Annotated in this window: 25 protein-coding genes; all 25 read right to left on the reverse strand. The window is 31.5% G+C overall.

Going from position 1 to position 26077, the window contains the following annotated elements:
• Positions 1 to 16: 16 nt before the first annotated feature.
• Positions 17 to 901, reverse strand: coding sequence for a phosphate ABC transporter permease PstA (gene pstA / locus C661_RS0106820; protein ID WP_017414572.1), 885 nt, complete (start codon positions 899 to 901; stop codon positions 17 to 19).
• Positions 901 to 1797 (reverse strand): phosphate ABC transporter permease subunit PstC, encoded by an 897-nt coding sequence (pstC, locus tag C661_RS0106825; RefSeq protein ID WP_017414573.1) that lies wholly within the window; start codon positions 1795 to 1797, stop codon positions 901 to 903. The genes pstA and pstC overlap by 1 nt, the downstream gene beginning before the upstream one ends.
• Before the next feature lie 199 nt (positions 1798 to 1996).
• Complete coding sequence (locus C661_RS0106830) at positions 1997 to 2965, reverse strand: PstS family phosphate ABC transporter substrate-binding protein (protein ID WP_017414574.1); 969 nt, start codon at positions 2963 to 2965, stop codon at positions 1997 to 1999.
• Positions 2966 to 3296: 331 nt separating this feature from the next.
• The gene (gene pnpS / locus C661_RS0106835; RefSeq protein WP_026050970.1) at positions 3297 to 4991 is read right to left on the reverse strand and encodes a two-component system histidine kinase PnpS; all 1695 of its coding nucleotides are present in this window, start codon (positions 4989 to 4991) and stop codon (positions 3297 to 3299) included.
• A gap of 13 nt (positions 4992 to 5004) precedes the next feature.
• On the reverse strand, positions 5005 to 5712 hold the full coding sequence (locus tag C661_RS0106840; RefSeq protein ID WP_017414576.1) for a response regulator transcription factor: 708 nt from the start codon (positions 5710 to 5712) through the stop codon (positions 5005 to 5007).
• Between the two features lie 14 nt (positions 5713 to 5726).
• Positions 5727 to 6470 (reverse strand): peptidoglycan editing factor PgeF, encoded by a 744-nt coding sequence (gene pgeF, locus C661_RS0106845; protein ID WP_017414577.1) that lies wholly within the window; start codon positions 6468 to 6470, stop codon positions 5727 to 5729.
• 217 nt (positions 6471 to 6687) lie between these two features.
• On the reverse strand, positions 6688 to 7143 hold the full coding sequence (gene nrdR / locus C661_RS0106850; protein WP_017414578.1) for a transcriptional regulator NrdR: 456 nt from the start codon (positions 7141 to 7143) through the stop codon (positions 6688 to 6690).
• A 224-nt stretch (positions 7144 to 7367) separates the two neighbouring features.
• A complete protein-coding gene (locus C661_RS0106855; RefSeq protein WP_017414579.1) occupies positions 7368 to 7631 on the reverse strand; it encodes a YlmC/YmxH family sporulation protein in 264 nt (87 codons plus the stop codon).
• 287 nt (positions 7632 to 7918) lie between these two features.
• A complete protein-coding gene (gene sigG / locus C661_RS0106860; RefSeq protein ID WP_017414580.1) occupies positions 7919 to 8692 on the reverse strand; it encodes an RNA polymerase sporulation sigma factor SigG in 774 nt (257 codons plus the stop codon).
• Positions 8693 to 8767: 75 nt separating this feature from the next.
• The gene (sigE, locus tag C661_RS0106865; RefSeq protein WP_439328872.1) at positions 8768 to 9481 is read right to left on the reverse strand and encodes an RNA polymerase sporulation sigma factor SigE; all 714 of its coding nucleotides are present in this window, start codon (positions 9479 to 9481) and stop codon (positions 8768 to 8770) included.
• 47 nt (positions 9482 to 9528) lie between these two features.
• A complete protein-coding gene (gene spoIIGA, locus C661_RS0106870) occupies positions 9529 to 10329 on the reverse strand; it encodes a sigma-E processing peptidase SpoIIGA (protein ID WP_017414582.1) in 801 nt (266 codons plus the stop codon).
• 225 nt (positions 10330 to 10554) lie between these two features.
• Positions 10555 to 11655, reverse strand: coding sequence for a cell division protein FtsZ (ftsZ, locus tag C661_RS0106875; RefSeq protein WP_017414583.1), 1101 nt, complete (start codon positions 11653 to 11655; stop codon positions 10555 to 10557).
• Between the two features lie 15 nt (positions 11656 to 11670).
• Entirely contained in the window at positions 11671 to 12921 is a 1251-nt protein-coding gene (gene ftsA / locus C661_RS0106880) for a cell division protein FtsA (RefSeq protein ID WP_017414584.1), read from the reverse strand.
• A 269-nt stretch (positions 12922 to 13190) separates the two neighbouring features.
• On the reverse strand, positions 13191 to 14243 hold the full coding sequence (locus C661_RS0106885) for a type IV pilus twitching motility protein PilT (RefSeq protein WP_017414585.1): 1053 nt from the start codon (positions 14241 to 14243) through the stop codon (positions 13191 to 13193).
• Positions 14244 to 14256: 13 nt separating this feature from the next.
• Positions 14257 to 15030, reverse strand: a complete 774-nt coding sequence (gene aroE / locus C661_RS0106890; RefSeq protein WP_017414586.1) for a shikimate dehydrogenase — start codon at positions 15028 to 15030, stop codon at positions 14257 to 14259.
• Between the two features lie 74 nt (positions 15031 to 15104).
• Entirely contained in the window at positions 15105 to 15815 is a 711-nt protein-coding gene (gene sigK, locus C661_RS0106895; RefSeq protein WP_017414587.1) for an RNA polymerase sporulation sigma factor SigK, read from the reverse strand.
• 86 nt (positions 15816 to 15901) lie between these two features.
• On the reverse strand, positions 15902 to 17581 hold the full coding sequence (locus C661_RS0106900) for a penicillin-binding transpeptidase domain-containing protein (protein WP_017414588.1): 1680 nt from the start codon (positions 17579 to 17581) through the stop codon (positions 15902 to 15904).
• Between the two features lie 64 nt (positions 17582 to 17645).
• Positions 17646 to 18266 carry a uridine kinase gene (udk, locus tag C661_RS0106905; RefSeq protein WP_017414589.1) on the reverse strand — a complete coding sequence of 207 codons (621 nt, stop codon included), beginning with the start codon at positions 18264 to 18266 and terminating at the stop codon, positions 17646 to 17648.
• Positions 18266 to 19492, reverse strand: coding sequence for a peptidase U32 family protein (locus C661_RS0106910; RefSeq protein WP_017414590.1), 1227 nt, complete (start codon positions 19490 to 19492; stop codon positions 18266 to 18268). Before C661_RS0106910 ends, udk begins: the two co-directional genes overlap by 1 nt.
• Positions 19458 to 20141, reverse strand: coding sequence for an O-methyltransferase (locus C661_RS0106915; RefSeq protein ID WP_017414591.1), 684 nt, complete (start codon positions 20139 to 20141; stop codon positions 19458 to 19460). Before C661_RS0106915 ends, C661_RS0106910 begins: the two co-directional genes overlap by 35 nt.
• Positions 20142 to 20246: 105 nt before the next feature.
• Positions 20247 to 21245 (reverse strand): endolytic transglycosylase MltG, encoded by a 999-nt coding sequence (gene mltG, locus C661_RS0106920; protein WP_017414592.1) that lies wholly within the window; start codon positions 21243 to 21245, stop codon positions 20247 to 20249.
• Between the two features lie 109 nt (positions 21246 to 21354).
• Positions 21355 to 23184 (reverse strand): translational GTPase TypA, encoded by a 1830-nt coding sequence (typA, locus tag C661_RS0106925; RefSeq protein WP_017414593.1) that lies wholly within the window; start codon positions 23182 to 23184, stop codon positions 21355 to 21357.
• Positions 23185 to 23519: 335 nt separating this feature from the next.
• Positions 23520 to 25187 carry a ribonuclease J gene (locus tag C661_RS0106930; protein ID WP_017414594.1) on the reverse strand — a complete coding sequence of 556 codons (1668 nt, stop codon included), beginning with the start codon at positions 25185 to 25187 and terminating at the stop codon, positions 23520 to 23522.
• Positions 25188 to 25306: 119 nt separating this feature from the next.
• Positions 25307 to 25744, reverse strand: a complete 438-nt coding sequence (locus C661_RS0106935) for a Fur family transcriptional regulator (RefSeq protein WP_017414595.1) — start codon at positions 25742 to 25744, stop codon at positions 25307 to 25309.
• A gap of 64 nt (positions 25745 to 25808) precedes the next feature.
• Entirely contained in the window at positions 25809 to 26072 is a 264-nt protein-coding gene (locus C661_RS0106940; protein ID WP_017414596.1) for a DUF1292 domain-containing protein, read from the reverse strand.
• Positions 26073 to 26077: the final 5 nt, after the last annotated feature.

Here is a 26077-nt window from a genome sequence, read left to right on the forward strand (position 1 = left end):
ATAATTTCCCCCCTTACTAATCTAGTCTCTTTTGATACTTATTTCTTAATATTATAGCTAGAGTATTAGCACCTAGTAAAAATACCAATAGTACTATTATTCCTGTTGCCGCAAGCTTCTGAAACTCTGCTTGAGGTCTGGAGGTCCAATTGTATATTTGAAGAGGTAGTGCTGTATAGGCAGAAAATAAGTCCTTTGGTAAAAATGCTACATAACTAGCAGCTCCCACCATAATAAGTGGTGCTGATTCTCCAAGAGCTCTAGAAATTGAAAGAATAGTTCCTGTGAGAATTCCTGGCATAGCAAAGGGTAGCACTACTCCTGTGATACTTTGCCACTTAGAAACTCCAAGTGCATAAGATCCTTCTCTTAAAGACTTAGGTACATTTCTTATAGCTTCTTGAGAGGTAATTATAATTGTGGGTAATATCAAAAGTGATAAGGTCAAGGCAGCTGATACAATTCCTCTTCCAAACATAAAGGTTTGAACAAATATTGCAAGACCAAGTATTCCATAAACTATAGAAGGTACTCCTGCTAGGTTTGATATGTTAAGTTCTAAAAACTCTCTAAATTTATTTTTAGTCATATACTCTTCTATATAAATTGCCGAACCAATGCCTATTGGAAATGCAATTAAAGCTGTAAGCCCAATGACATAAGCACTACCGACTATTGCTGGCAATACTCCTGCTTTGGATGCTATACGAGAAGGTAACCCTGTTAAAAAATCTAAACTTAAGTATTCTAATCCATCCTTTAATACAGAACCTATTAATACTATAAGTATTATGATTCCGAAGGTAGTACAAAGAAAAAATGTAGTTTTAAATATATTATTTATTCTTTGTCTACTTTTAAAATTGTCCTTTGCATTATTCTTAAATAAGTTTTTACTCATTACATTTTCACCTGACCTTTTTTCACAATTCTTTTAGCTATGAGATTTAATCCAAAGGTTATTAAAAACAATAGTGCTCCTACCGCAAAAATAGTTTGATATTCTACTGATCCATGGCTAACATCTCCCATAGCCACAGATACCATATATCCAGTCATGGTTTGAATGGAATTCAGTGGATTTAATGTAAGTTGTGGCTTTGCTCCTGCTGCAATTGCAACGATCATAGTTTCCCCTACTGCTCTTGATATAGCTAATATAAAAGAGGAGACAATACCAGATAATGATCCCGGAATAACAATCTTTGTTACTACTTCGAATTTCGTTGCTCCAAGTGCGTAAGCCCCATTTCTAACTGAATTAGGTATAGCACTCATAGCATCTTCACTCAAAGAAGAAACTAGAGGAATTACCATAATTCCCACTGCAATACTAGCGCTTAGAGCATTAAAAATTTGTATGTTAGGTGCAAAATTTTTTAAAAATGGAGTTATTACTGTAAGTGCAAAGTATCCATATACTATGGATGGAATTCCTGCTAGTATTTCTAATATAGGTTTTAATATATTTCTAACTTTTTTAGATGCATACTCACTTAAGTATATAGCTGCGCCTAATCCAACGGGAATAGCAATAACACTAGCCCCTGCTGCAATTAGCAAAGTACCATTTAGTAGTGGCAGTATTCCAAAGTTCTGTGGTTTCATAAGTGGTGACCATTTAGTGCCAGTAAAAAATTCACTAATACTAACTTGGCTAAAAAACACAATACTTTCTCTTATTAAAATAAATATTATAGTAATAGTAGTTATAATTGATAAAATTGCAAACAATGATAAAGACTTTTCAATAAAGAATTCCTTTTTGCTTCCTTTAACCTTCTTTTTAAGTTCCATAAAAATCCTCCTATATAACTAACCTGTATGCGTTTTGAACAAACTCTATATCTATATATTATTCCCTCTTTGTTAACTCTATTATGTACTATGTTAAGTGAAAGTTAAGTGGAGGTTATGATTGGAATAAACTTAATTTAAAAAGCACTGGGATCATATATCCACAGTGCCTTTTAGAGATAACTAATTATTCTTTTAACTATTTAATTTTATTTAGCTGCTCTTTGTATTCAGCTTCTGGCAATGCAACTTCACCAATCTCTGGCACTATATCCTTTGCATTTTCTAAGTAAAATTTAACAAATTCTTTTACTTCTGGCTTTCCAAAGGACTTGTTGTTTACATATACAAAGATAGGTCTAGATAATGGCTTATAGCTACCATCTTTAATTGTATTTAGTGAAGGTTCAACTGCTCCTGTGCCAGTATCTATTTTAACAGCCTTTAATTTATCACTATTTGCTTCATAGTATGAGAATCCAAAGAACCCTATGGCATTCTTATCTCCACCTATCCCCTGAACTAAAGTATTGTCATCTTCACTAGGATTCACATCTGGTCTCATAGCTTTTGCTTTTTTATTTATAGCTTCTGTAAAGAATTCAAAGGTTCCAGAGTCTGGACCTGGAGTATAAAATTTAATAGGTTCTGCTGGCCAATCTGCCCTTACATCTTTCCAAGTTTTAACAGTACTATCTGGTGACCACATCTTTTTTAGTTCATCCACTGTTAATGTATCTACAAAGTTATTTTCCTTACTTACACAAACTGTAATTCCATCATAGGCTACTATAAACTCTGTCATCTCAACACCATTTTCAGCTGCCTTTTTCTTCTCTTCTTCCTTTACAGGTCTTGAAGCATTTTGTATATCTGTTTCTCCAACTACAAATCTTTTAAAGCCTCCACCTGTTCCTGATATAGCTACTGGTATTTGAACATCAGTATACTTTTTGTTAAATTCTTCTGCCATAGCTTCTGTTATTGGTCCTACTGTGGAGGATCCATCTGCTTGTATAGTACCTGATAATTTTTGTGTTTGGGCTGCATTATTATCTGTATTATTCTTAACTTCTCCACCATCTTTGTTTCCGCATCCAGCTAGCACTCCTGTCATCATTGTAACTGCTAATGTGGCTACCATAAGTCTTAAGCTTGTCTTTTTCATTAAAAATACCCTCCATTTATATAAAATTTATTTAGTTTTATTTCTTCCTTACAATATTTATTATAGTGTTTCTTAATTAAGGCATTATTATGTATTAGTTAAGTAATGGAAAGTTCTTGTTAAGCATATTTAACAATTTATACCTTCTCAATAAGGTACAAATTCTTGTAACTCCTAAACATACTAGAAATACAAAAATTCCTTGCAAGAAAAAAGAACTATAAGTATTCAGTTAATACTTATAGTTCTAATTGATTTTCTTTTAGTTAATGACTAGCTTCCTTTATTTCTACCCTGTTATCAAGCTATTAAGGTTATATAAGTAATTTCATTATGCATATGGAATTTTAATAATGAACTTTGTGCCAACCCCTACCTTGCTTTCCACTGCAATATTCCCCTTAAAGCTTAATACAATATGTTTAACAATAGCTAACCCTAAGCCTGTTCCACCTTTTGCTCTAGATCTTGCTTTATCCACTCTGTAAAACCTTTCAAAGAGTCTAGGTATATATTCCCTGGGAATTCCATTTCCTGTATCTTCCACTGTAATTACACAGTACCTTTTTTCATTTCTTCTAGAAATAATCACTTTATCCCCTGATTCACAGTACTTCACGCCGTTATCCACCAGATTTATTAACATTTGCTTAAACCTATCACCATCACCAATTAAATCAGGGACATCCTCACCCTCTATAGAAAGTATAATATTCTTTTTATCTGCTGTATTTTTAATTAAGTTGTAAACATCTCCAATAGCCTTATTAACATTTACTCTTTCTTTCTTTCCTTCCCTTTGTTGCTCAATATCTGATAGTAACAATATATCGGATATTAATCTTGTAAGTCTTTCTGCTTCGTCATTGATAATATTTAAAAATTTATCTCTCGTTTCTATATCATCTACATACCTTAGAGTTTCAGCAAAGCCTTTTATAGACGTTAATGGAGTTTTAAGTTCATGAGATACATTTGCAACAAATTCAGTTCTCATATTTTCTAGCCTTTTTACTTCTGTAATGTCATGAACCACTGCTACAGCACCAATATGCTGATTTCTATTTATAATGTCCGCTGTTCTTACTCTTAATTCCCTTAATTGTGGCCTAGTAATTCTTATTTCTCTAAAGTTTGTGTCTCCATCTAAAAATATGTTAGTCATATCAAACTCTTTGGATACTTCACAGATATTTTTCCCTACAATATCTTCTTCCATATCAAAGATATTTTTAGCATAGTTGTTAATCATAATGATTTTATTTGTATTATCAATAGCTATAACTCCACTATCCATGCTTTCAAGTATAGCTGCTAATCTATTTTGTTTTTCCTTAACTTCATTTAGAGTATTTTGAAGTTTATCTGCCATATGATTAAAGTTTCTTCCTAATTGTCCAAGTTCATCTTCTGAGTTTACATTTACTCTTCTATTTAATTCACCTTTTGCAATCATTGAAGTAATAAAATCTAAATCTCTAATAGGCTTAACAATAACATAGGAAAGTTTAATAGATAGCCACAGAGAAATCAAAAGTATAGCAATTATTGCAACTACGTAGTATATGATATAGGAACTTCCTAATCTATGTACATCTTTTAACGCTTTTGAAGTTCTAATAATACTCCCATCTTCTAGTTCACTAGCATAATAAATTGTATTAGAATCAGTATCCTTACTGTATCTGATGCTATAACCTTCTCCATGGTTTCTTGCTGAAATTACCTCTTCTCTATCATTATGATTATCTAGCTCATCCTTAGAAAAGCTTGTATCCAATATTACCTGTCCCTGGCTATTAATCACAGTAACTCTTACATCTGATTCTTGCAGGATTCTAGTTACATTTTCTTCTTGCTCCTTACTCTTTTCCAAAGTATTCTTTAATAGCTCATTATAAACTTTTAAGTTTGTTTTAGCATTCGTTTCATTTTGATAGCTAAATATTCCATAGAATAACAGTGTTATAAATAAAAATATGAAAATTAATGCTCCTAATATAAAGAGCATTAACTTTCTTTTCATACTAACTTTTAACTTATTCCTCATATTCATCTCCGTAGTTAAACTTATATCCAATACCTCTTATAGTTTGAATGTAAATTGGATTTTTATCATCCTTTTCAATCTTCTGTCTCAAGTGTCTTACATGCACATCCACAGTCCTTGTTTCTCCTACGTATTCATAACCCCAGATTTTATCTAATAGGAAATCCCTTGTCATTACTCGTCCCTTATTCTTTATAAGTATTTCAAGAAGTTCAAATTCCTTAAGAGTGAGTTCAATTTTTTCTCCTTCTCTTTTAACTTCATGCTTTTGAAAATCAATGGTAATGTCTCCAAATTTGAAATTGCTTTCCTCATACTTCACTGCAGTTCTTCTAAGAATAGCTTTTACCCTTGCAATAAGCTCCCTTACTGAAAAAGGTTTAGTAATATAATCATCAGCTCCTAGTTCTAGACCCAAAATTTTATCTAACTCTTCACCCTTTGCAGTGATCATAATAATAGGCATATTTGAAATAGACGCTTCTTTTCTAACTTCCTTGCAAACATCTAATCCATCCATTCCAGGCAACATTAAATCTAAAAGCATCAAATCTGGCTGTTGCTCCTTTGCAATTAAAAAAGCATCTTTTCCGTTGTCAGCGGTAATAACTCCATAACCATTCTTTTCAAGATTAAATTTTATAAGTTCTAAAATATGTTCTTCATCATCAACTACCAAAATCTTTTTATCTGCCATATTAATTCCTCCACTTATCTTATATACACGAAGGAATACATTCTTCCCTCTTTTTCTTCTTCTCTCCTATAGGAAAATAGCTTAAAATTTTTGCTACAAAATGTACATTCTTCTGTGCTATTAACATTTTCTTCTTTAATTCCATAGCTTAGGAGCTGAATCTTAATACAAGCCTCTAAGTTTAGTTTTCTTCCTTCATTTATTTTAAATTCTTTTGATTTTACCTTATCTTTAAATATAGGGTTGTTATGAAACTTATGAATAAGTTCCTCACTAACCTCATAGCAACAACTCCTGTTGTGTGGCCCTATATATATGTTTAAATCCTCTGGATTGCATCCAAAAACTTCCTTCATTTTCTCTACTGCTTTACCAGCAATATTAGCATAAGTTCCCTTCCAACCACTGTGGACAGCGCCTATAACCTTTTTTGTTTTATCAACTATAATTACTGGAACGCAATCAGCTGTAAACACACCTATAGCTGTTTCTCTATTACTTGTGATTATGCCGTCACCCTCACTATTTATTATGTCAGCATTATTACTAAAAATATGAATAATATCACTATGAATTTGATTTAAATATACCACTTCTTTAACATTGAACCAACGCTTAATACTATTTAAGTTGTTCTGTCCTTCTTCTGTCCTTCTATTAAAGGTTAACCCATTTCTAGCTGTAAAGAATACTACTTCGATATTTTCTCCACAGCTATAAGTTAAATATTCAAAGCCCTCAATACAATCTTTTTTCATAACTATCCTCCACATATCAATTTAATAATACAATAGCCTTTTTTTATAATCTACTATTTATACTAATTTTAACCTTTATTTAACATATAACAAACTAAAGTTAACCCTAAAATTGTATTTAGTCCTATGTTACTCTCCTCATGCCTAAACACAACAAATAAAGTAAACCTGAACCTTAGAAATCTATATAAAAAAACAAGTAAAATGCAAAAACATTTTACTTTTCTTTGATTAATCTTTTTATTTCTTCCATAAAACTATTAATATCATCAAACTTCCTATACACAGAGGCAAACCTTACATAAGCTACTTCATCCACATTTTTCAACATATCAAGAATCATTTCCCCAATTCCCTCTGAACTGATTTCTGTAGTCATGTTATTATTTAATGTTTTCTCAATATTATCTACTATTGATTCAATATTACTACGAGTTACAGGTCTCTTTTCACAGGCTCTCATAATACCATTTATTATCTTATCTCTATTAAAAAGTTCCCTTGTCAAATCTCTTTTAATAACAAAAATAGATATGTCTTCAACCTTTTCATAGGTGGTATATCTTCTATTACAATTCAAGCATTCTCTTCTTCTTCTAATAGCCACATTATCTTCTGTTGATCTTGAGTCAACAACCTTACTTTCTTCTCCATTACAATATGGACACTTCAATGATTTTCACGTCCTTTTTCTATTATATAGAATGCAACAAGGCAAAAATATGCATTTTCTTCCTTTTTGCACGCTCCTTAACACAAGCTACTTTAAAGTACATTTAAAATATAACTCCAATATCATAACTTATATAATTTTATTATACACATATTTTATAACATTAGTATATAAGTAACTAAGATTAAAATCAATACTTCCTAATGTATATATACCTTTCTCTATTAACGTTGTTGAAACTCTACAATGCCATCACCATCAATTAATATAACATCTACTCCAATTTTTTTTATTTTTTCCCAAGGTATTTCTGTATCTTGACTCTTCCCAAACCACCCTGCTTTTTCTGTAGGTATAATTATTGATTCTATTTTATGGCTCTCACAATTTATCTTGAAATCTTTAATATATCCAAGCTTACTCCCTGTGTTGATATCAATTATTTCCATCACTTTTAAACTATTAATTGCAAACATTGTACTCTCCATTTTTATCCCCTCACTTAAAATAATAAAATATTAATTCTCATAGCCCAAAAGCTAATTTAGTATAAATTTAACTTTATCCTTTAGCCTCTTTAAAATACCTGAATTAATCATCACTGGAAAATTCATAAAAACTTATAACAATCTATTCAACTTATATGCTATCACTTAAAATAGTAGAACTTAAAGTTCTTCTTAGTTAGAACAAAACCTTGTATTCACATATCTTTTTAAAGTGATTTCATTAATTCCTATTTACTACACCAAAAGAAAAAGAGCCCATAGGCTCTTTAAACATACTTTCTCATATGTTTTAATGCTGTTTTTTCTAATCTTGAAACTTGTGCTTGAGATATTCCAATTTCATCTGCTACTTCCATTTGAGTTCTTCCATCAAAGAATCTTAAGTTTAATATAAGTTTCTCTCTATCACTTAACTTCTTCATTGCTTCTTTAATAGATATATTTTCAAGCCAACTATCATCTAAATTTTTATTATCACTTATTTGATCCATAACATAAATTGCATCTCCACCATCATGATAGATAGGTTCAAATAAAGATACTGGATCTTGGATTGCATCTAAAGCAAATACTACTTCCTCACGAGATATTTGAAGTTCATTAGCAATTTGTGAAACAGTGGGTTCCTTGTTATCCTTATTTACTAATCTATCTCTTACTTGTAAGGCCTTATATGCAATATCCCTTAAGGATCTACTAACTCTAATTGAGTTATTATCTCTTAAGTATCTTCTTATTTCTCCTATAATCATTGGTACCGCATAAGTGGAAAACTTAACATTCTGACCTAAGTCAAAGTTATCAATGGCCTTAATGAGCCCAATGCAACCAACTTGAAATAAGTCATCTACGTTTTCTCCTCTATTATTGAATCTTTGAATTACACTCAATACTAGTCTAAGATTACCCCTTATGAATTGTTCCCTACAGGTATAATCCCCTTCTTTCATTTTAAGTAGCAGCTCTCTCATTTCTTTTTCTTTTAAAACTGGTAGCTTAGATGTATTTACACCACAGATTTCTACTTTGTTGATCATCATAAGGTCTTCATTCCCTTCAGAGTAATTGCATTTAAATTATCTCCTGATGTAAAAACTTTTATACTAAAGACAACCTTATAACATTTTATTAATTTCTTTCTTTAATCTTTTTATTATTCTTTTTTCCAGTCTTGAAATGTAGGATTGAGATATACCAAGCATATCAGCCACTTCCTTTTGAGTTTTTTCTTGGAATCCATTTAATCCAAATCTAAGCTCTACTATTTCTTTTTCTCTATGATTTAATTTTCCCATAGCAATTACTAGTAATTGCTTATCCACCTCATCTTCTATACAGTTATATACAACATCACTATCAGTTCCTAATATATCTGATAATAATAACTCATTCCCATCCCAATCTATGTTTAAGGGTTCATAAAAGGAGATTTCTGTTTTAGTTTTACTATTTCTTCTTAAATACATTAAAATTTCATTCTCGATACACCTAGAAGCGTAGGTGGCAAGTTTTATCTTCTTTTCAGGATCAAAGGTATTTACTGCCTTAATAAGCCCTATTGTTCCCACTGAAATCAAATCTTCTACATTTACCCCTGTATTCTCAAATTTGCGAGCAATATACACAACTAATCTTAAGTTTCTTTCAATTAATGTGGCCCTGATGCTCTCATCACCAGACACTAAATCTTGTACTAATTTATCCTCTTCTTCCTTTGATAGCGGTGGGGGTAACGCATCATTTCCACCAATATAATAAACATGCCCAGCAAATGCTTTGAACTTGCTTATAAATCTACTTATATAACTTGGAATGGCCTTTATTAACATCATTATTTTTTCTCTTATCTTATTCATCATAATCACAATCCCCCACTTTATAAAATTCCTCTTGGTAAGAGTCCGTTATAATCGTTATATTTACTTAATTTTTTATCACAAAATGCTACTATAGCCTTTTCTTCTCGGGTTTCATCATCCATAGTTATTTTAATACTATCTGGTTTTATTCCTATTAATTTTCCATGTTGCCCATTCACCACTGAATATGGAATGTGGTATATAGAATACCCCTCTAAATTTATTTTATCAAAATATTCTTTTTCAATAATTATTACTGGTAGGTTGGTTGCTGGCTCTCTTAGTTCATTACCTGTATCTAAAAAAGCCTTTAAGGAAGTCTTTACTTCCTTAGTATAAATTTCAATATTGTAAACGAACTTGTCTAGCTTCCTACGATCTTTAACATAAATCACTAATCTGTTGATAACCGTATAAATTATCATAATTCCTATGTAAATATTTTTTGATGAAAAGTTAATCACCCTTGTATTTGGAGTAATATTAGGATTTTCACTCAGTGCACTGTAGAAGGCTAGTCCACATAATAAAAAGGAGTAAAAATAAAATATTATTGTAGATTTAGCAATAAACAGTAAATTTTTCTCCTTCACTGCAATAAATATCATTAATAGTGCCATGAAAATTTGAAAAGGCATCTTAGCTAGATACTGATACCTAGGTACTAACATAGGAATAACATAAAGGCTTCCTATAAAAGCTGCGGTAATCACCCTAAAGATACTTGACTTTCTTTTAATGGTTTGCATCGTTACTGTAATGAGGAAAACATTCACAATAAAATTTTGAAACAATAGCACATCCAGATATATAACCATGCTTACTCCTCCTTTACTATATTATAACTTGTAATAACTGTAAAATTTGTAAAATTCTAATCCTAAAATAGATTTTATTCATTAAATTTTACGTCATTTTACGATTAATTTTTCAAAAAATAAAAAACAGTTGCAAATTTTGTTTAATTTACAACTGTTTTTAATATTAAAGTTTATTAAAAGTCATAGAAGCATTTAATTAAGTTTTATACACCCTTAATTAAATTATCTCATATTTTTTCTAAGCCATGTTGGTACAGAAAAATCTTCTTCTTGCGACTTAGGTTGTTCTGTTTCCTTAGTTGCAGCTACTTCACTATGAGTAACTTCTTTTTTTGGTAATTCAATTTTACTTGCAGGTTGAATTACTTTATCACACTCAAAACCAGTAGCTATTACAGTAATTCTGATTTCATCTTTAAGATTCTCATCAATAACTGCACCAAAAATTATATTTGCATCTGGATCTGCTGCTTCTTGAACAATTTGTGCTGCTTCACTGATTTCAAGTAATGATAAATCAGCTCCTCCAGTTACATTTAGTAGTACTCCTGTAGCACCAATAATTGAAGTTTCAAGTAATGGGCTTGAAATTGCTTGTTTCGCAGCTTCTTGTGCTCTATTGTCACCTTTTCCAGAACCTACACCCATATGTGCTAATCCTTTATCTAACATAATTGTACTTATATCAGCAAAGTCAAGGTTAATTAATCCTGGAATAGTTATAAGGTCTGAAATACCCTGAACACCTTGTCTTAAAACGTCATCAGCTTTTTTGAAGGATTCAACTAAAGTAGTTTTCTTATCAACTAAATTTAATAATCTTTCATTAGGTATTGTTACTAGTGTATCTACTGATTCCTTTAGAGATTTAATTCCTGACTCTGCATGAATCATTCTCTTTCTTCCTTCAAATGGGAAAGGCTTAGTTACAACCCCTACTGTTAATATTCCCATTGACTTAGCTATCTCAGCAACTACTGGAGCTGCTCCTGTACCAGTACCACCACCCATACCAGCAGTGATAAATACCATGTCTGCGCCCTTTAAAGCTTGAACAATTTCTTCCTTGCTTTCTTCTGCTGCTTTTCTTCCAATCTCAGGATTAGCTCCGGCACCTAAGCCCCTAGTAAGCTTGTCTCCTAATTGGATTTTTAATTCAGCTTTAGATAAAGCTAATGCTTGTTTATCAGTATTTATACCAATAAACTCAACATTCTTTAAGCCTTCTTCAATCATTCTATTTACAGCGTTGTTACCACCGCCACCACATCCAATAACTTTAATTTTACATAAGTCCTTGTCTTGTACATCAAAATCAATCACAGTACTACCTCCTCATTAGAAAAATTCTGCCAAAAATTCTTTTATTTTACTTGAAAATGTAACTTTTTCCTTGGATTCATCTCTCTTATTAACTTCTAAATTACTAAACTCTGTACCCCTTGATAATTCATTGCTGATTTTATTTCTTAAAACTATTTCCCTAATTATTCCTACGGCAGTAGAGTAAATAGGATTTGCAGCCCCTACATAAGAAGGCGATCCCACTCTTGTTTGCTTTTTAAAAACTTCTGTAGCAACTACTGTTATGTCTCTAAATAAAGATACTCCGCCTCCTACAATTACAAAGGAGTTTATATCTTTATAGTTGCCATCTTCTATAAGTTTCTTTTTTACGATATTTAATAATTCTTTTACTCTCTCGCCTATAATCTCAACTAAAGTATCATAATTAATATCTATAGAACCATTACCAGTTATAGAGTTAATCTTAACTCTATAATTTTGTAAAGTTTTGTCCTTTATTAAATTACTACACTTTATTTTTAAGTTTTCCGCATCTTCATGAGGTACCTTAAGACAAATAGAGATGTCATTAGTTATGGTTTCTCCGCCTAAGCCTACAGAAAATACATTCAAAATCCTATTATTTCTATACACTGAAGTTTCAATTACCTCTGCACCTATATCAATAAGTGCAACTCCGTTATCAATCTCATCTTCTTCAATAATATCTTTATATATACCTAATGAATTAACTACAATACCATTAACTCCAATCCCTGCTCTGCTTAAAGCTTTTTTGTATCCCTCTAGCATAGCTGATGGAGCTGTTACCACTTGAGCTTCTACTGCAAGCTCCTCCCCTGTCATACCAACTGGGTTACCTATGTTGCTCATTTCATCTACAGTGAACATCTCAGGTTCCACAGCAACTACTTCTGTGTTTTTTTCCATTGGCACTTGCTTTACGGCTTCTAACACATTTCTTAAATCTGAAATTTGAATTTCTTTACTTGGTGAAGATACAGAAACAGCTCCTCTATTTTTCGTTAACTCACACAGTGATATTGGTATAGACAAATAAGCCTCTTTAACAGGCATGTTTACTATATTTTCTAATGCTTTAACGACACTAGTAACTGCATAAGATATTGAATTTGTGTCCACTACCATACCGTTCCTAATACCACTACATTTAGAAGTAGTAATGCCTAAAACTTGAATTCTGTTATCATTATCTATCTTTCCAACAACACCACATACCTTAGATGAGCTAATATCTATTCCAACAATATGGTTACTCATTTAAACTGTTCCTCCTTTGATAGAAGTCTCAAAGGAATATATTCAACATAAACTTCAAATTTCCTCCAAAAAATCATAACTTTAAAAGAAAAATTTATAAAATATTATGATATCTTTGATTATGTAATGCTAACTTGGTGTTTATCCTCAATCTTAGTATAAAACCTTGATAAATAAAATGCAATAATAAATGCCTTTTGTGGGCATATTTTTACATTTATGTACAGTTATGCCTAAAAAAGGTGCAAAATCAATGCACCTTCTTATAATTACATCAACATCATTCTGCTTAAAATTTCTTTATCTACAGCATATGTCATTGCAACATCTTTTGAAATCTCTCTATTCCTGTATAGTTCTGAAATTGCCATATCCATGGTTTTCATTCCATACTTGCCTCCTGTTTGCACGGCTGACTCAATTTGATGAGTTTTTCCCTCTCTTATAAGATTTTGAATAGCAGGTGTTATAGTCATAATTTCTAAAGCTGCTACTCTCCCATTTTCATCAATTTTAGGAAGCAACTGTTGTGAAACAATTCCTTGAAGAACTGCTGCCAACTGTATTTTAATTTGTTGCTGTTGGAAAGGTGGAAAAACATCAACTATTCTATCAATAGTTTTTGCAGCACCTATAGTATGTAAAGTAGATAAAACTAAGTGGCCTGTTTCAGCTGCTGTAATAGCTATTGAAATGGTTTCTAAGTCTCTCATCTCCCCTACTAGGATAACATCTGGGTCTTCTCTTAATATTGCTCTTAACGCATTTTGGTAAGTCTTGCTATCCCTCCCTATTTCTCTTTGGTTAACAATAGACTTGTTATGTTTATGTAAATACTCAATAGGATCTTCTAGGGTAATAATATGTGAACTCCTATTGCTATTTATTTCATTAATCATAGCAGCTAATGTAGTACTTTTTCCGCTCCCTGTAGGCCCTGTAACAAGAACTAAACCTCTTTGTCTTTCAGTTAGTTCCTTAACTGAGGATGGGAATTTTAATTCTTTTAATGTTGGAATTTTTAAAGCCACCACCCTAAGTGCTATGGCATCTCCCCCTCTTTGCTTATATACATTTACTCTAAATCTTCCCAGACCAGAAATAGAATAAGATGTATCTATCTCACCCATAGTGTTGTATGCCTCATAATCCTTACCTAAAATTTCCTTTGCATAGTTAGCAGTATGGGCTGGCAAAAGCTTGTCATTATTGATTGGAACTAAATGACCGTTAATTCTCAAAGTAGGAGGTGCTCCCACAGTTAAATGCAAATCTGATGCATTTTTATTCATGGTTACTTCTAGTAATTCGTGTAATAACATATTAAAATCTCCTTTATAAATCCTCACCATTGTTTTCGTTCCAAATTTCTATAGCTTTATATGCTTGATTAAAAAGCATTTTTTTTCCATTCATAATTCTACAGCCAAGCTCTTCTCCTTTTTTTAAAAACAATGACTTTTCTGGTACATAATTAAGGTCATAAAACAAAGTATCTTCACTTGCAGCTATAATTGTAATAGGATTTTCATTTGCATGATTTGCTCCACCAAGAGGAGTGCAGTTAACTACTATGTGATAATCTTTCAAAGAAAAGCTCCTATTAAAGTTCCATATCTTTGTTATTATTCTACTGTGTTCCACTAAAGTTTCTTCTTTTCTTGCAATCACCTCAATGGTTTTAGCTCCATTATCATGAAGCGCATATAAAACTGCCTTAGCTGCCCCTCCACTACCTATAATCAGAGCCTTGCATTCCTTAATGTTAAATTTAATATCTTCAAGAGTTTTAATGAAGCCATAGTAATCTGTGTTGTATCCCATTAACTTCCCATTGTTTACAGCCACTGTATTAACTGCCCCTATATATTTTGCTGGATATACAACTTCGTCCAAGAAACTAATTATATATTCTTTATAGGGAATGGTAACATTAAATCCAATTATCTCATTTTTCCCCATATCACTAAGAAAGTTCTCAATAGCACCCTTTTCTATATCAAAAATTTTATATTCTAACCCTATGTTGTTCTCCCTGTAATATTGGTTATGAATAAGAGGTGACATAGAATATTTTATGGACCTTCCAAGTAATCCACTATATCTCACTACATCACCTCCTTTAATCCTTACTATTAAATTATTATCTATTTCCCCACTACTTGTAAAGAGTGAATTAAAGTTTAATAGGGAAAATTTCCATAACTCCCCAATTCCTTGAAAAGTTTTTTCAAAGCTCTTTTTTCAATTCTTGATACATAGGATCTTGATATACCAAGTATTTTAGCAATTTCTCTCTGTGTTCTTGCATTGCCATCAAGTAGCCCATACCTCATTTCAATAATAACTTTTTCCCGTTCTTGTAGCACTGTATTTATTTTCCCATAGAGCTTCTTAACTTGGATTTTATTTTCCACTATCTCTACTACGGAATCCTTATCGCTACTTAAAATATCCATAAGAGATATTTCATTACCTTCCTTATCCACTCCAATAGGATCTTGTAGGTATACCTCACCCTTAGTTTTTTTGTTATTCCTGATTAACATCAATATCTCATTTTCTATACATCTTGCTGCATAAGTTGCAAGTCGAGTACCTTTAGAACAATCAAAGGAATCAATTGCCTTAATTAAACCTACAGTGCCAATGGAAATTAAGTCATCAACTTCCTTACCTGGGAAAGAATATTTTTTTACAATATGTGCTACTAATCTTAAGTTCCGTTCTACTAGTGTATTCTTTGCGTGTAAGTCTCCATCCTTAAACTTGTTTAAGTATAGTTTTTCCTCTTCCTCCGTCAATGGTTGTGGAAATGAACTGTTGCCAGATACATACCCTGTTAGTAAAGTGAATTGTCCAATCACATTTAATAACCAACTCAAGAAAACCATAGATGCTCCCCCTAAAAGTGCTTATTAATATAGTATGATTGGAAAATAAAAAAGTGCATGTACACTTAATTATTTATTTGAAATTATTATTTTAGGTATTTATTTTCTACTATTCCTTGCACTATATCTTTGAACACATAAGAGGCTGTTCCTCCACCTGCATCATTGCCCAGTATTTGTGGAACAAATACTACCATGGAATAATACTTGTTATTGTATTTAAAAAATCCAGCAAACCATCCATCAGAACATTCTATATTCTGATTATCTTTATCCTTTACAAAGTATTCTGTAGTTCCTGTTTTGCCCCCCACTTCCATTCCTGGAATCATTGCTTTTTTTCCTGTACCTAAATCATTATTTACTACTTCTATCATGCTATTTTTCAAAGTTTGTGCCGTAGCTTTATTAATTACTCTCTCACTTTCAGTATTATACTTCTTAACTACAGTTCCATCTTCCTTTATAAGGCTATCAATGATTATTGGTTTGACATATACTCCATTGTTAACAACAGTATTGGGAATAGTTAATGCAGCAAGAGGGGTAGCTCTCACAGTCTGTCCAATGGATGTATTTGTTATAATTTCCTCTGAGTTTTTAGACGGATATCCCTCTATTTCCCCTACTTTTTCATCCTGTAAGTTTAGTATATTTGAAAACAGTCCCTGCTTCTTAGAATAATTATATAAATTTTCAATTCCCACTCTCCACCCAATTTGAGCAAAAGTATTATTTGAGGAGCTAATAAATGCTTCCTTCATATTATAACTATATTTCTTTTCCTTACTTTTAGGAAATAAGCCATTTATTAAATTAAAGGTCTCCTTAGTACCCACTATTTCTTCATCAAGAGCAGCTTCATATACAATAGTTTTAAAGATTGAACCTACATAAAATCCATTTTCGCTTGGAGTTCCTATATTCACATTATTGCCATAGTCATCTTTAAGTGCCATAGATAATATTTTCCCACTGTCAGCCTCCATCATCACTACCCCAATTTGTCCATAGCTTTTATATTTATCATCCCTGAGTACTTTTTCTGATAGCTCCTGAACATTTTTATCTAAGGTCAATTTTACATTCACGTTTCCCTTATTTTCTACTATCTTTTCATCAATTATATTTCCACTAACATCTTTTTCAAATCTAATCTTAGTATATTTATTATCTTTAACATATTCATATACTTCTCTCTCAAGAGTTCCTTCATCTTTTAACTTAGTACTATCTGAAACTTTTGTCCCTCGAGTTATTACATTTCTTATATTCGAATTAATCTGGGTTTCTGTTTCATTACTCTCATACACATAAAAACCTTTTACAGTTTTCACATCTTTTAGTTTTTCATAAGTGGTCTTATCTATATTATAATATTGCTTACCTTGATTTGAGTATTTTATCAAGGTCAAATCATAATCCTTATTATAATTTCGAAGGGTATAAGTTAAGGATTGAATTTCTGCTAAGTTTTCCTTGCTATTCATGGTAATAAAATTGTTTATATCTATTACAGCATAATATTTTTTTTCGTAGTTAAATAACTCTTCACTTTCTCTATCCAATAGCTTATAAGGCATATTTTTTATATTTTCTTCATAGTAGTATTGCCTATTGGCCATGGTTTGAAGACTACTATTATCAAATAACTGAATATAGGCAAGCCTTAAACTTAAAACTATAAATAAAACTATCATAATGCTTGTTAAAGCATAGGTTCTACCTAATATTTTTTGCTTATTACCTCTAATATTAAAGCTCATAAAAACACCTCACTCTAGTGTAATCATTGACTAAAGTGAGGTATTATATTCCAATATATTTATATTAGTTTTGAAGTATTTGTCTAATGTTTGCTGTTATAATATCAATGGCAACTTTATTATGTCCACCTTCAGGTATAATAATATCTGCATATCTTTTTGTGTTTTCAGTAAATTGTTCATGCATTTGCTTAACCACAGTTAAATATTGTGTTATAACTGAATCAATAGTTCTTCCTCTTTCATTAATATCTCTAACCAGCCTTCTAATAAACCTTACATCTGCATCAGTATCTACATAAATTTTAATATCAAGCATATCTCTTAATTCTTTTTCTTGAAGCACTAAAATTCCCTCTACAATAATTATATCTCTTGACTCCACAGGAATTGTTTCAGTTTTTCTGTTGTGAATTTCAAAGTCATAGATTGGCTTATGTATAGATTTACCTTGAATTAGGTCATTTAATTGCTTTACAAGAAGCTGAGTATCAAAAGCATCTGGATGATCATAATTTGTTTTTGTTCTTTCTTCAGGGGTTAAATAACTTTGATCCTTATAATAAGAATCCTGCTCAATCATAGCAATACATTCTTCAGTAAAACTCTTGTATATTTCTCTGGCAATGGTGCTTTTTCCCGAACCAGTACCACCTGTAATTCCTATTAAAACTGGGCGTTTCATTACTTATCCTCCTTGGATTTAATTACAATATCGTTTTCCTGCAACTCTTCTTCTATAGTTACAGTAAATAACATTTGGGCACTTGGTGCAGAATCTATTTTATTTCCTTTGGAATCTTTCATATCTTTCAATACTACTTGTAAGTTATCTCCTACAGGTCGTAGTACTTCAACACTATCTCCATCAAAGACTTTATTTCTCTGTTCAATAGTTGCAGTATTAGTAGCAGAATCAAAATTCTTTACCACTCCAACTATGTCATATTTTCTTATATAAGCAGAAGATTCATGGATTTGTTTATTAGGATCATTAAAATAAAAACCTGTATAGTACTTTCTATGGCTTGGCTTATCTAAATCTTCTAACCACTTTTCTTTAAACTTATATTCTGAAGGATTTTTCATATACTCATCAATAGCTTCTCTGTAAGCTTTAGATACAGTTGCTACATAATATGAACTCTTCATTCTTCCTTCTATTTTAAAGGAAACCACACCTGTACTCATTAGTTCAGGAATATATTCTATCATACACAAATCCTTAGAGTTCATTATATATGTGCCTTTTTCATCTTCAATTATAGGATAGTACTCTCCTTCACGCTTTTCTTCAACTAAATGATATTTATATCTGCAAGGTTGAGCGCACTCACCTCTATTTGCATCTCTTCCAGTCATATAGTTTGAAAGAAGGCAACGTCCAGAATAAGACATACACATAGAACCATGAATAAATACTTCAAGCTCTAAAGTCTCAGGTGTTTTTTCCCTAATTTCCTTTATTTCTTCTAAGGATAATTCTCTTGCTAAAACAATTCTTTTTACGCCCATCTTATGCCAGAAGGTACAAGACTTCCAGTTTACGTTGTTAGATTGAGTGCTTAAATGCAATTCAAGATTAGGAACTACCTCTTTAGCAGTCATTATTATTCCTGGGTCAGAAACTATAATTGCATCTGCTCCAATCTCATAAAGGTCCACAAGATATTCCTCTAATCCCTCTAAATCTTCGTTATGCGGGAAAACATTTAAAGTAACATAAACCTTTTTCCCTCTTGAATGAGCAAACTCAATTCCTTCCTTAAGCTCTTCATTAGTAAAATTATTTGCAAAAGCTCTTAAGTTTAACTTATTTCCACCTAAATAAACAGCATCAGCTCCAAAGTTTATAGCAGCCTTAAGTTTTTCTAAATTACCTGCTGGTGCTAACAATTCTGGTTTTATCATCATGGTCCCTCCTTACTGTTAATGCAATACCATCTCCCATAGGCAATATGGTAGTTACTAAGTTTTCATCCTTAGATACTAAATCTAAATAATTTTTCATTCTTTTAACTATGGTAATTTTTCTTCTTTTTACTAACTCTTTAGATGCTACCATTCCCCTAAATAATACATTATCAGCAACAATAACTCCATCAGGGCCTAAAAGTCTTAGGCAGTGTGGTAAAAAGTGATTGTAATGTCCCTTACCTGCATCCATAAATATCATATCATAGCTGCCTTCTAATCCTTCTAGAATTTCTAGACAATCACCTTGAAGAATTTCTATATTGCTACGCAAGTTGTATTTTTCTAAGTTCATCTTAGCAATTTCTATAATTTTTTCATCTCTCTCAATGGTAGTAATTTTATTGCTACCACCTGAGGCTAAATTCATTAATATGGAGGAATAGCCTATTGCCGTACCCAACTCTAAAATCTTTTTAGGCTTTTTTAGTGTAATCATAAACTGAAGAAATTTTGCTGTTTCTTTTTGTACAATTGGTACAGCATTTTCCTTAGCAAAATCCTCAAGCTCTTTCAAAATTCCTACATTATCTGGAATTAAGCTTCTTAAATAATCTTCCATATAATCATGTGTAATTCCACTCATTTATTTTCCTCCATTATAAATCAAAAAAATTCTATTTAATTATTATATGTTTATATAATCTGTATATAAAATTTTATTAAGCAAAACCTAATACACCATATTATATTACTGTTCATCTTTATAGTTTAAAAACTCTTCATAAGTCTTAAAAAACTTATGATTTAAGTTATCCTTTGTTATGTAAAAAAGATATTCGCTGCTAGTAGGAAATAATGCCGCTTCTATAGAATCCTTACCTGGATTACAGATAGCACCTATTGGCATCCCCTGAACATAATAAGTGTTATAAGGTGATTGAATTTCTAAATCCTTATAGAGCAAAGCCTCTTTATGTTCACCTAGAGCATATAAAACTGTAGCATCTATTTGAAGTTTCATCCCTATTTTTATTCTGTTATCAATTACTGATGAAACTAATAGTTTTTCTTCTTTAGCAGTAACTTCACGTTCAATTAAAGAAGCTTTTGTAATCAAATTCTCTAAGGTATCATTACTTATATCTATATTTTTTTCTTTTTCTATGGTATTAATAACCTCTAGAAATCTTTTATGCATTAATTGTATTACTTCATTACCAGTAATATTTTTCTTGAATCTATAGGTATCAGGGAATAGAAAGCCTTCTAAGCTATATCTTTTTTCAGTATTTGTAGCTATATAATCTGGTAGCTTATATTCCTTACAGGCCTTTATAAACTCCTCTTTCTTTAAAATCCCCTTTTCTTCTAATGTTGAACCTATTTGCTCTATAGTATAACCTTCTGGAATAGTTACATTAGCATTTTGTTGATTTAAATTAGGATCTTCTAATGCCTTTATAAACTCATCCATAGTTAAAGTCGGTGAAATACTAAACTCACCTGGTATAATTTGAGGATTTATCTTATTAAATTTCACATAAAGTTTAGTTAATATTGGATTTTTAATAACTTTTTTATTATTTAGCTCCCCTAGTACATTATAGAAGGTATATCCTTCTTTAATTTCTATTACAATGTCTTCTTTCCCCTTAAATGGATGAGAAGTAACATTTTTGTAATAAAACATACCCCCTAAGCCAATAATTAAAAATGCAATTAAAACTATAATTATTGGTTTCTTCACAAAATCACCCCATATTATTTAATAATTAACAAGAATTTAATTATTTAACTTCTTTCTAAGAAGGCTTTAACTCAATGCGCAGCATGAGCTAAAGCTTTCTGTTTTTTAACTACTTTATTTTCTTTAAAGAAGCTCTTTTTCTTAGTGTTGGGTCTAGTATTTTCTTTCTCATTCTAATAGTCTTAGGTGTAACCTCAACAAGCTCATCTGAAGCAACAAACTCCAAACATTGCTCTAGGGACATATCATTTACTGGAACAAGCTTTAATGCGTCATCTGCTCCAGAAGATCTTGTGTTTGAAAGATGCTTTTTCTTGCAAACATTAACTTCAATATCGTCTCCTCTAGAACATTCTCCACATATCATTCCTTGATATACAGGTACTCCTGGTCCTATGAATAAGTTCCCTCTTTCTTGTGCGTTAAATAATCCGTAAGTTATAGATTCACCACTCTCGAATACTACAAGCGATCCTCTACTTCTCTCTGGAATATCTCCTCTGAACTTCTCATAACCTTCTAATACATGATTCATTATTCCATTTCCTCTTGTATCTGTCATGAACTCATTTCTGAATCCAATTAATCCTCTAGAAGGTATTTTAAACTCTAATCTTGTGTATCCATTTATAGCACTAGTCATGTTAATCATTTCTGCTTTTCTAGGTCCTAATTTTTCCATAACTACGCCCATAAATTCTTCAGGTACATCTATAGTTAAATTTTCAACTGGCTCTAGTAATTGTCCGTCTTTTTCCTTATAGATAACCGTTGGTTTTGAAACTTGGAACTCATAGCCTTCTCTTCTCATAGTCTCAATTAATATAGAAAGATGTAGCTCGCCTCTACCACTTACTTTAAAGGAGTCTGCTGAATCTGTTTCTTCTACTTTTAAACTTACATTTGTTTCAAGCTCCTTCATAAGTCTATCTCTTAAATGTCTTGAAGTAACAAACTCTCCATCTAGTCCTGCAAAAGGTGAGTTATTAACTATAAAGTTCATACTAAGAGTGGGCTCGTCAATATCAACAAATGGAAGTGCTTCAGGTGATGCTGCATCTGCTATAGTTTCACCAATATTAATATCAGATATTCCAGAAATAGCTACAATATCTCCAAGCTTAGCTTCTTCAGTATCTTCTCTTTTTAATCCATTATACACAAATAAGCTTGAAATTTTTACATTTTTTGTGCTTCCATCTCTTCTTATTTGAGCAACGTTTTGGTTTCTCTTTACAGTTCCTCTTTCAATTTTACCTATACCAATTTTACCTACATACTCATTGTAATCAATAGATGTAATAAGTAATTGTAGTGGTTGATCTATATATCCAACTGGTGGATTTACAGTGTTGATAATAGCTTCGAAAAGTGGTCCCATACCTTGTGAATCATCTTCTAATTCGTTTTTCGCTATTCCTTCTCTTGCTGAAGCATATATAACCTTAAAGTCTAACTGTTCATCATTAGCTCCAAGTTCTACGAATAAGTCAAAAACTTCATTTATAACTTCTTCAGCTCTTGCATCTTTCCTATCAATCTTATTGATAACAACCATAGGCTTTAACTTAAGTTCTAGTGCCTTCTTAAGAACAAACTTAGTTTGAGGCATAGCCCCTTCATAAGCATCAACTACTAAGAGAACACTATCAACCATCTTAAGCACCCTTTCCACTTCTCCACCGAAGTCAGCGTGTCCAGGAGTATCGATGATATTAATCTTAACATCATTATACATTACTGCAGTATTCTTAGAAAGTATTGTAATTCCTCTTTCTCTTTCTAAATCGTTAGAGTCCATTACTCTTTCTTGAACCTTTTCATTTTCTCTAAACACCTTACTTTGTTTTAAAAGTGCATCTACTAAAGTAGTCTTACCGTGGTCAACGTGGGCAATTATAGCCACGTTTCTTATGTCTTCTCTTGTATATAAATTCATCATTTTCCTCCAATGTTCATCAAATTTTTTAGAATTAATTGCAAAATCAAACTAGTAAGGAATTCCTTACTAGTTTTTAATAATAGAAACTAGTTAAAGTATCTAGCTTAATATAACATTAATCTCATATATTTTAATATGATAATGCATAGCTTCACTTATTAGAGTATTCCGTGCAAAATAAAATTGGATACTTTAGTTTGTACCCAATTTTAAAATTCACTATACTTATTCTAATATTATGCTCCATAAAAGTCAATGTTATAACAATATTAGTTATTTGTTAATATTAATAAATTTTTCCACATATAGGTTTTATACTATGAAAAATCAATTTATACTTCCATAATTATAGGTAAAATCATTGGTCTTCTCTTAGTTTTTTCATATAAATATACTCTTAATACTTCTCTAATGTTAGCTTTTATAGTTGGCCACTCGGTAATATTTTTTTCTTCACATTCTTTAAGAGCTTCTCTTACACGTTCTCTAGCTTGTTCCATTAGATCTTCTGATTCCCTTACATATACAAATCCCCTAGATATTATATCTGGACCTGCTATTACAGAGCCACTTTCCTTATCTATTGTAACAACTACAGTTAATATACCATCCTGTGATAGATGCTTTCTGTCTCTTAAAACAATATTCCCTACATCACCAACACCTAGACCATCTACAAACACCTGTCCAGAAATAACTGAACCAGATTTTCTTATAGAGTCTCTAGTGATTTCGATAACATCTCCATTTTCCCCTAAGTAAACATTCTTTTCTTTCATTCCAAGTTTTACAGCAAGTTCACCATGTTGTTTTAAATGTCTGTACTCACCATGAACTGGAATAAAAAATTTAGGCCTTACTAGGGTATGAATTAGTTTTAATTCTTCTTGGCAAGCATGACCTGATACGTGCACATCTGCCAAAGCTTCATAAATAACTTCTGCCCCTTGTTTAAATAGTTGATTTATAACCTTAGACACAAGTTTTTCATTTCCTGGAATAGGAGTTGCTGAAATAATAACCATATCACCTGGAATAATATTTACTTTTTTATGTTCAGAAGCTGCCATTCTTGATAAAGCTGACATAGGCTCTCCCTGGCTTCCTGTAGTTATTATCACAATTTCATTCTCTGGATACTTACCAATAGAATCCACATTAATTAGTGCACCCTCATCAATGTTTATATATCCAAGTTCTATTGCAACTGCAATTATATTCTCCATACTTCTTCCAGAAAGGGCAACTTTTCTTCCATATTTTCTTGCAGCAGTTATTACTTGCTGTACTCTATGAATGTTTGAAGCAAATGTCGCTACAATTATCCTTCCCTTTGCAGAATGAAATATGTTTTCAAAGGTTTCTCCTACAGTGCTTTCTGACATGGTATAGCCTGGTCTTTCAACATTTGTGCTATCCGCCATCATAACAGTAACACCTTTTTTACCAAGTTCTGCGAATCTGGTTAGGTCCGCTACTCCCCCATCTATTGGGGTAAAATCTATTTTAAAATCTCCTGTGTGAAGTAATACTCCTGCAGGGGTGTGAATTGCCAAAGCTACAGAATCTGCGATACTATGACTTGTTCTAATAAATTCTACAGATGAGTTCTCCAGCTTAATGATATCTTTTGGTTTAACAGTTATAAGTTCTACTGTACTTAATAATCCATGTTCTTTTAGCTTAGTCTCAACAATTCCTAGAGTAAGCTTAGTTCCATAAACAGGAATATTAATTTGTTTTAGTACATATGGCAGAGCCCCTATATGATCCTCGTGACCATGAGTTAGAAAAATGCCCTTAACCTTATCTTTATTTTTCAAAAGATAATTTATTTCTGGAATTACTACATCAATTCCTAGCATTTCATCATCTGGAAATTTTAAACCACAATCTATTACTATTATATCATTTTTGTATTCAATAACAGTAAGGTTCTTGCCAATTTCATTTAATCCCCCTAAAGGAATAATCTTAATTTTTTCTTTTTCCTTTTTCAAATATTCTTCCCTCCTTCATTTAAAAATAGGTATCTGAAATAAATAACAAGAAAAAGCTGTTAAATATATCAGCATTTAACTAGTTACCTTTAAGATACCTTTTGTTGCTTATATATCATTTAAGAGCATTCGCTACAAAGGCCGTAAAATTTCAACGTATGATTCTCTATATTAAACTTATACTTTTTTTCAATAACTTCTTCAATTTCATCCAACAAATCACCTTGAACCTCAATTACTTTCCCACAGCCATTACATATTAAATGATGGTGTTGATGACTATCATCTTGGTGACAAAGTTCATATCTACTACGCCCATCATCTAAATCAAGTTTGCAAACTACTCCCATTTCCTCAAGTAATTGCACTGTTCTGTAAACTGTAGCTAATCCAATCTCTGGACAATCTACTTTTACTAAATCATATAATTCCTCTGCTGTAAGATGGCTACCTTCACTATTGATAATTTCACTAAGTATGGCTCTTCTTTGAGGTGTCAGTTTGTATCCTTTTTCCTTAAGGAATTCTTTTAAATTTTCAATCTTATCCTTTGCCATTTTTGAATTAATACACCCTCTCTTTTCTAATTACCATGAAGTTACCTCTTATGTAAAACTCAGATTAATCTAATAAACCTTCTTCTGAAAGTGTTTCATAAGCTTCAGCAATCATATTAAATTCATCTTCATCATCTACAGAAACTAAAACCTCATTGCCATCTTCATCTTCAATAACTTTAAGTGCTACTGCATCTAAATCTTCAGATCCAGCTGGAACTACTATAAAATATTCATTTTCTTCTATGTCTAATTTTGTTATTACTTCAAATTCTATATCATTTCCTTCTTCATCAGTTAATATAACTTTTTCTAAAAAATTATCCATTTGTT

Origin of the sequence: Clostridium tunisiense TJ (genome assembly GCF_000300195.1) — a bacterium.
GTDB lineage: Bacteria > Bacillota > Clostridia > Clostridiales > Clostridiaceae > Clostridium_J > Clostridium_J tunisiense.

Coding starts and splice junctions, on each gene's coding strand:
- pstA (WP_017414572.1), bottom strand. CDS start 901: ATGAGTAAAAACTTATTTAAGAATAATGCAAAGGACAATTTTAAAAGT.
- pstC (WP_017414573.1), bottom strand. CDS start 1,797: ATGGAACTTAAAAAGAAGGTTAAAGGAAGCAAAAAGGAATTCTTTATT.
- C661_RS0106830 (WP_017414574.1), bottom strand. CDS start 2,965: ATGAAAAAGACAAGCTTAAGACTTATGGTAGCCACATTAGCAGTTACA.
- pnpS (WP_026050970.1), bottom strand. CDS start 4,991: ATGAAAAGAAAGTTAATGCTCTTTATATTAGGAGCATTAATTTTCATA.
- C661_RS0106840 (WP_017414576.1), bottom strand. CDS start 5,712: ATGGCAGATAAAAAGATTTTGGTAGTTGATGATGAAGAACATATTTTA.
- pgeF (WP_017414577.1), bottom strand. CDS start 6,470: ATGAAAAAAGATTGTATTGAGGGCTTTGAATATTTAACTTATAGCTGT.
- C661_RS0106855 (WP_017414579.1), bottom strand. CDS start 7,631: ATGGAGAGTACAATGTTTGCAATTAATAGTTTAAAAGTGATGGAAATA.
- sigG (WP_017414580.1), bottom strand. CDS start 8,692: ATGATGATCAACAAAGTAGAAATCTGTGGTGTAAATACATCTAAGCTA.
- sigE (WP_439328872.1), bottom strand. CDS start 9,481: ATGTTAATAAAGGCCATTCCAAGTTATATAAGTAGATTTATAAGCAAG.
- spoIIGA (WP_017414582.1), bottom strand. CDS start 10,329: ATGGTTATATATCTGGATGTGCTATTGTTTCAAAATTTTATTGTGAAT.
- ftsA (WP_017414584.1), bottom strand. CDS start 12,921: ATGAGTAACCATATTGTTGGAATAGATATTAGCTCATCTAAGGTATGT.
- C661_RS0106885 (WP_017414585.1), bottom strand. CDS start 14,243: ATGTTATTACACGAATTACTAGAAGTAACCATGAATAAAAATGCATCA.
- sigK (WP_017414587.1), bottom strand. CDS start 15,815: ATGGTTTTCTTGAGTTGGTTATTAAATGTGATTGGACAATTCACTTTA.
- C661_RS0106900 (WP_017414588.1), bottom strand. CDS start 17,581: ATGAGCTTTAATATTAGAGGTAATAAGCAAAAAATATTAGGTAGAACC.
- udk (WP_017414589.1), bottom strand. CDS start 18,266: ATGAAACGCCCAGTTTTAATAGGAATTACAGGTGGTACTGGTTCGGGA.
- C661_RS0106910 (WP_017414590.1), bottom strand. CDS start 19,492: ATGATAAAACCAGAATTGTTAGCACCAGCAGGTAATTTAGAAAAACTT.
- C661_RS0106915 (WP_017414591.1), bottom strand. CDS start 20,141: ATGAGTGGAATTACACATGATTATATGGAAGATTATTTAAGAAGCTTA.
- typA (WP_017414593.1), bottom strand. CDS start 23,184: ATGAATTTATATACAAGAGAAGACATAAGAAACGTGGCTATAATTGCC.
- C661_RS0106935 (WP_017414595.1), bottom strand. CDS start 25,744: ATGGCAAAGGATAAGATTGAAAATTTAAAAGAATTCCTTAAGGAAAAA.
- C661_RS0106940 (WP_017414596.1), bottom strand. CDS start 26,072: ATGGATAATTTTTTAGAAAAAGTTATATTAACTGATGAAGAAGGAAAT.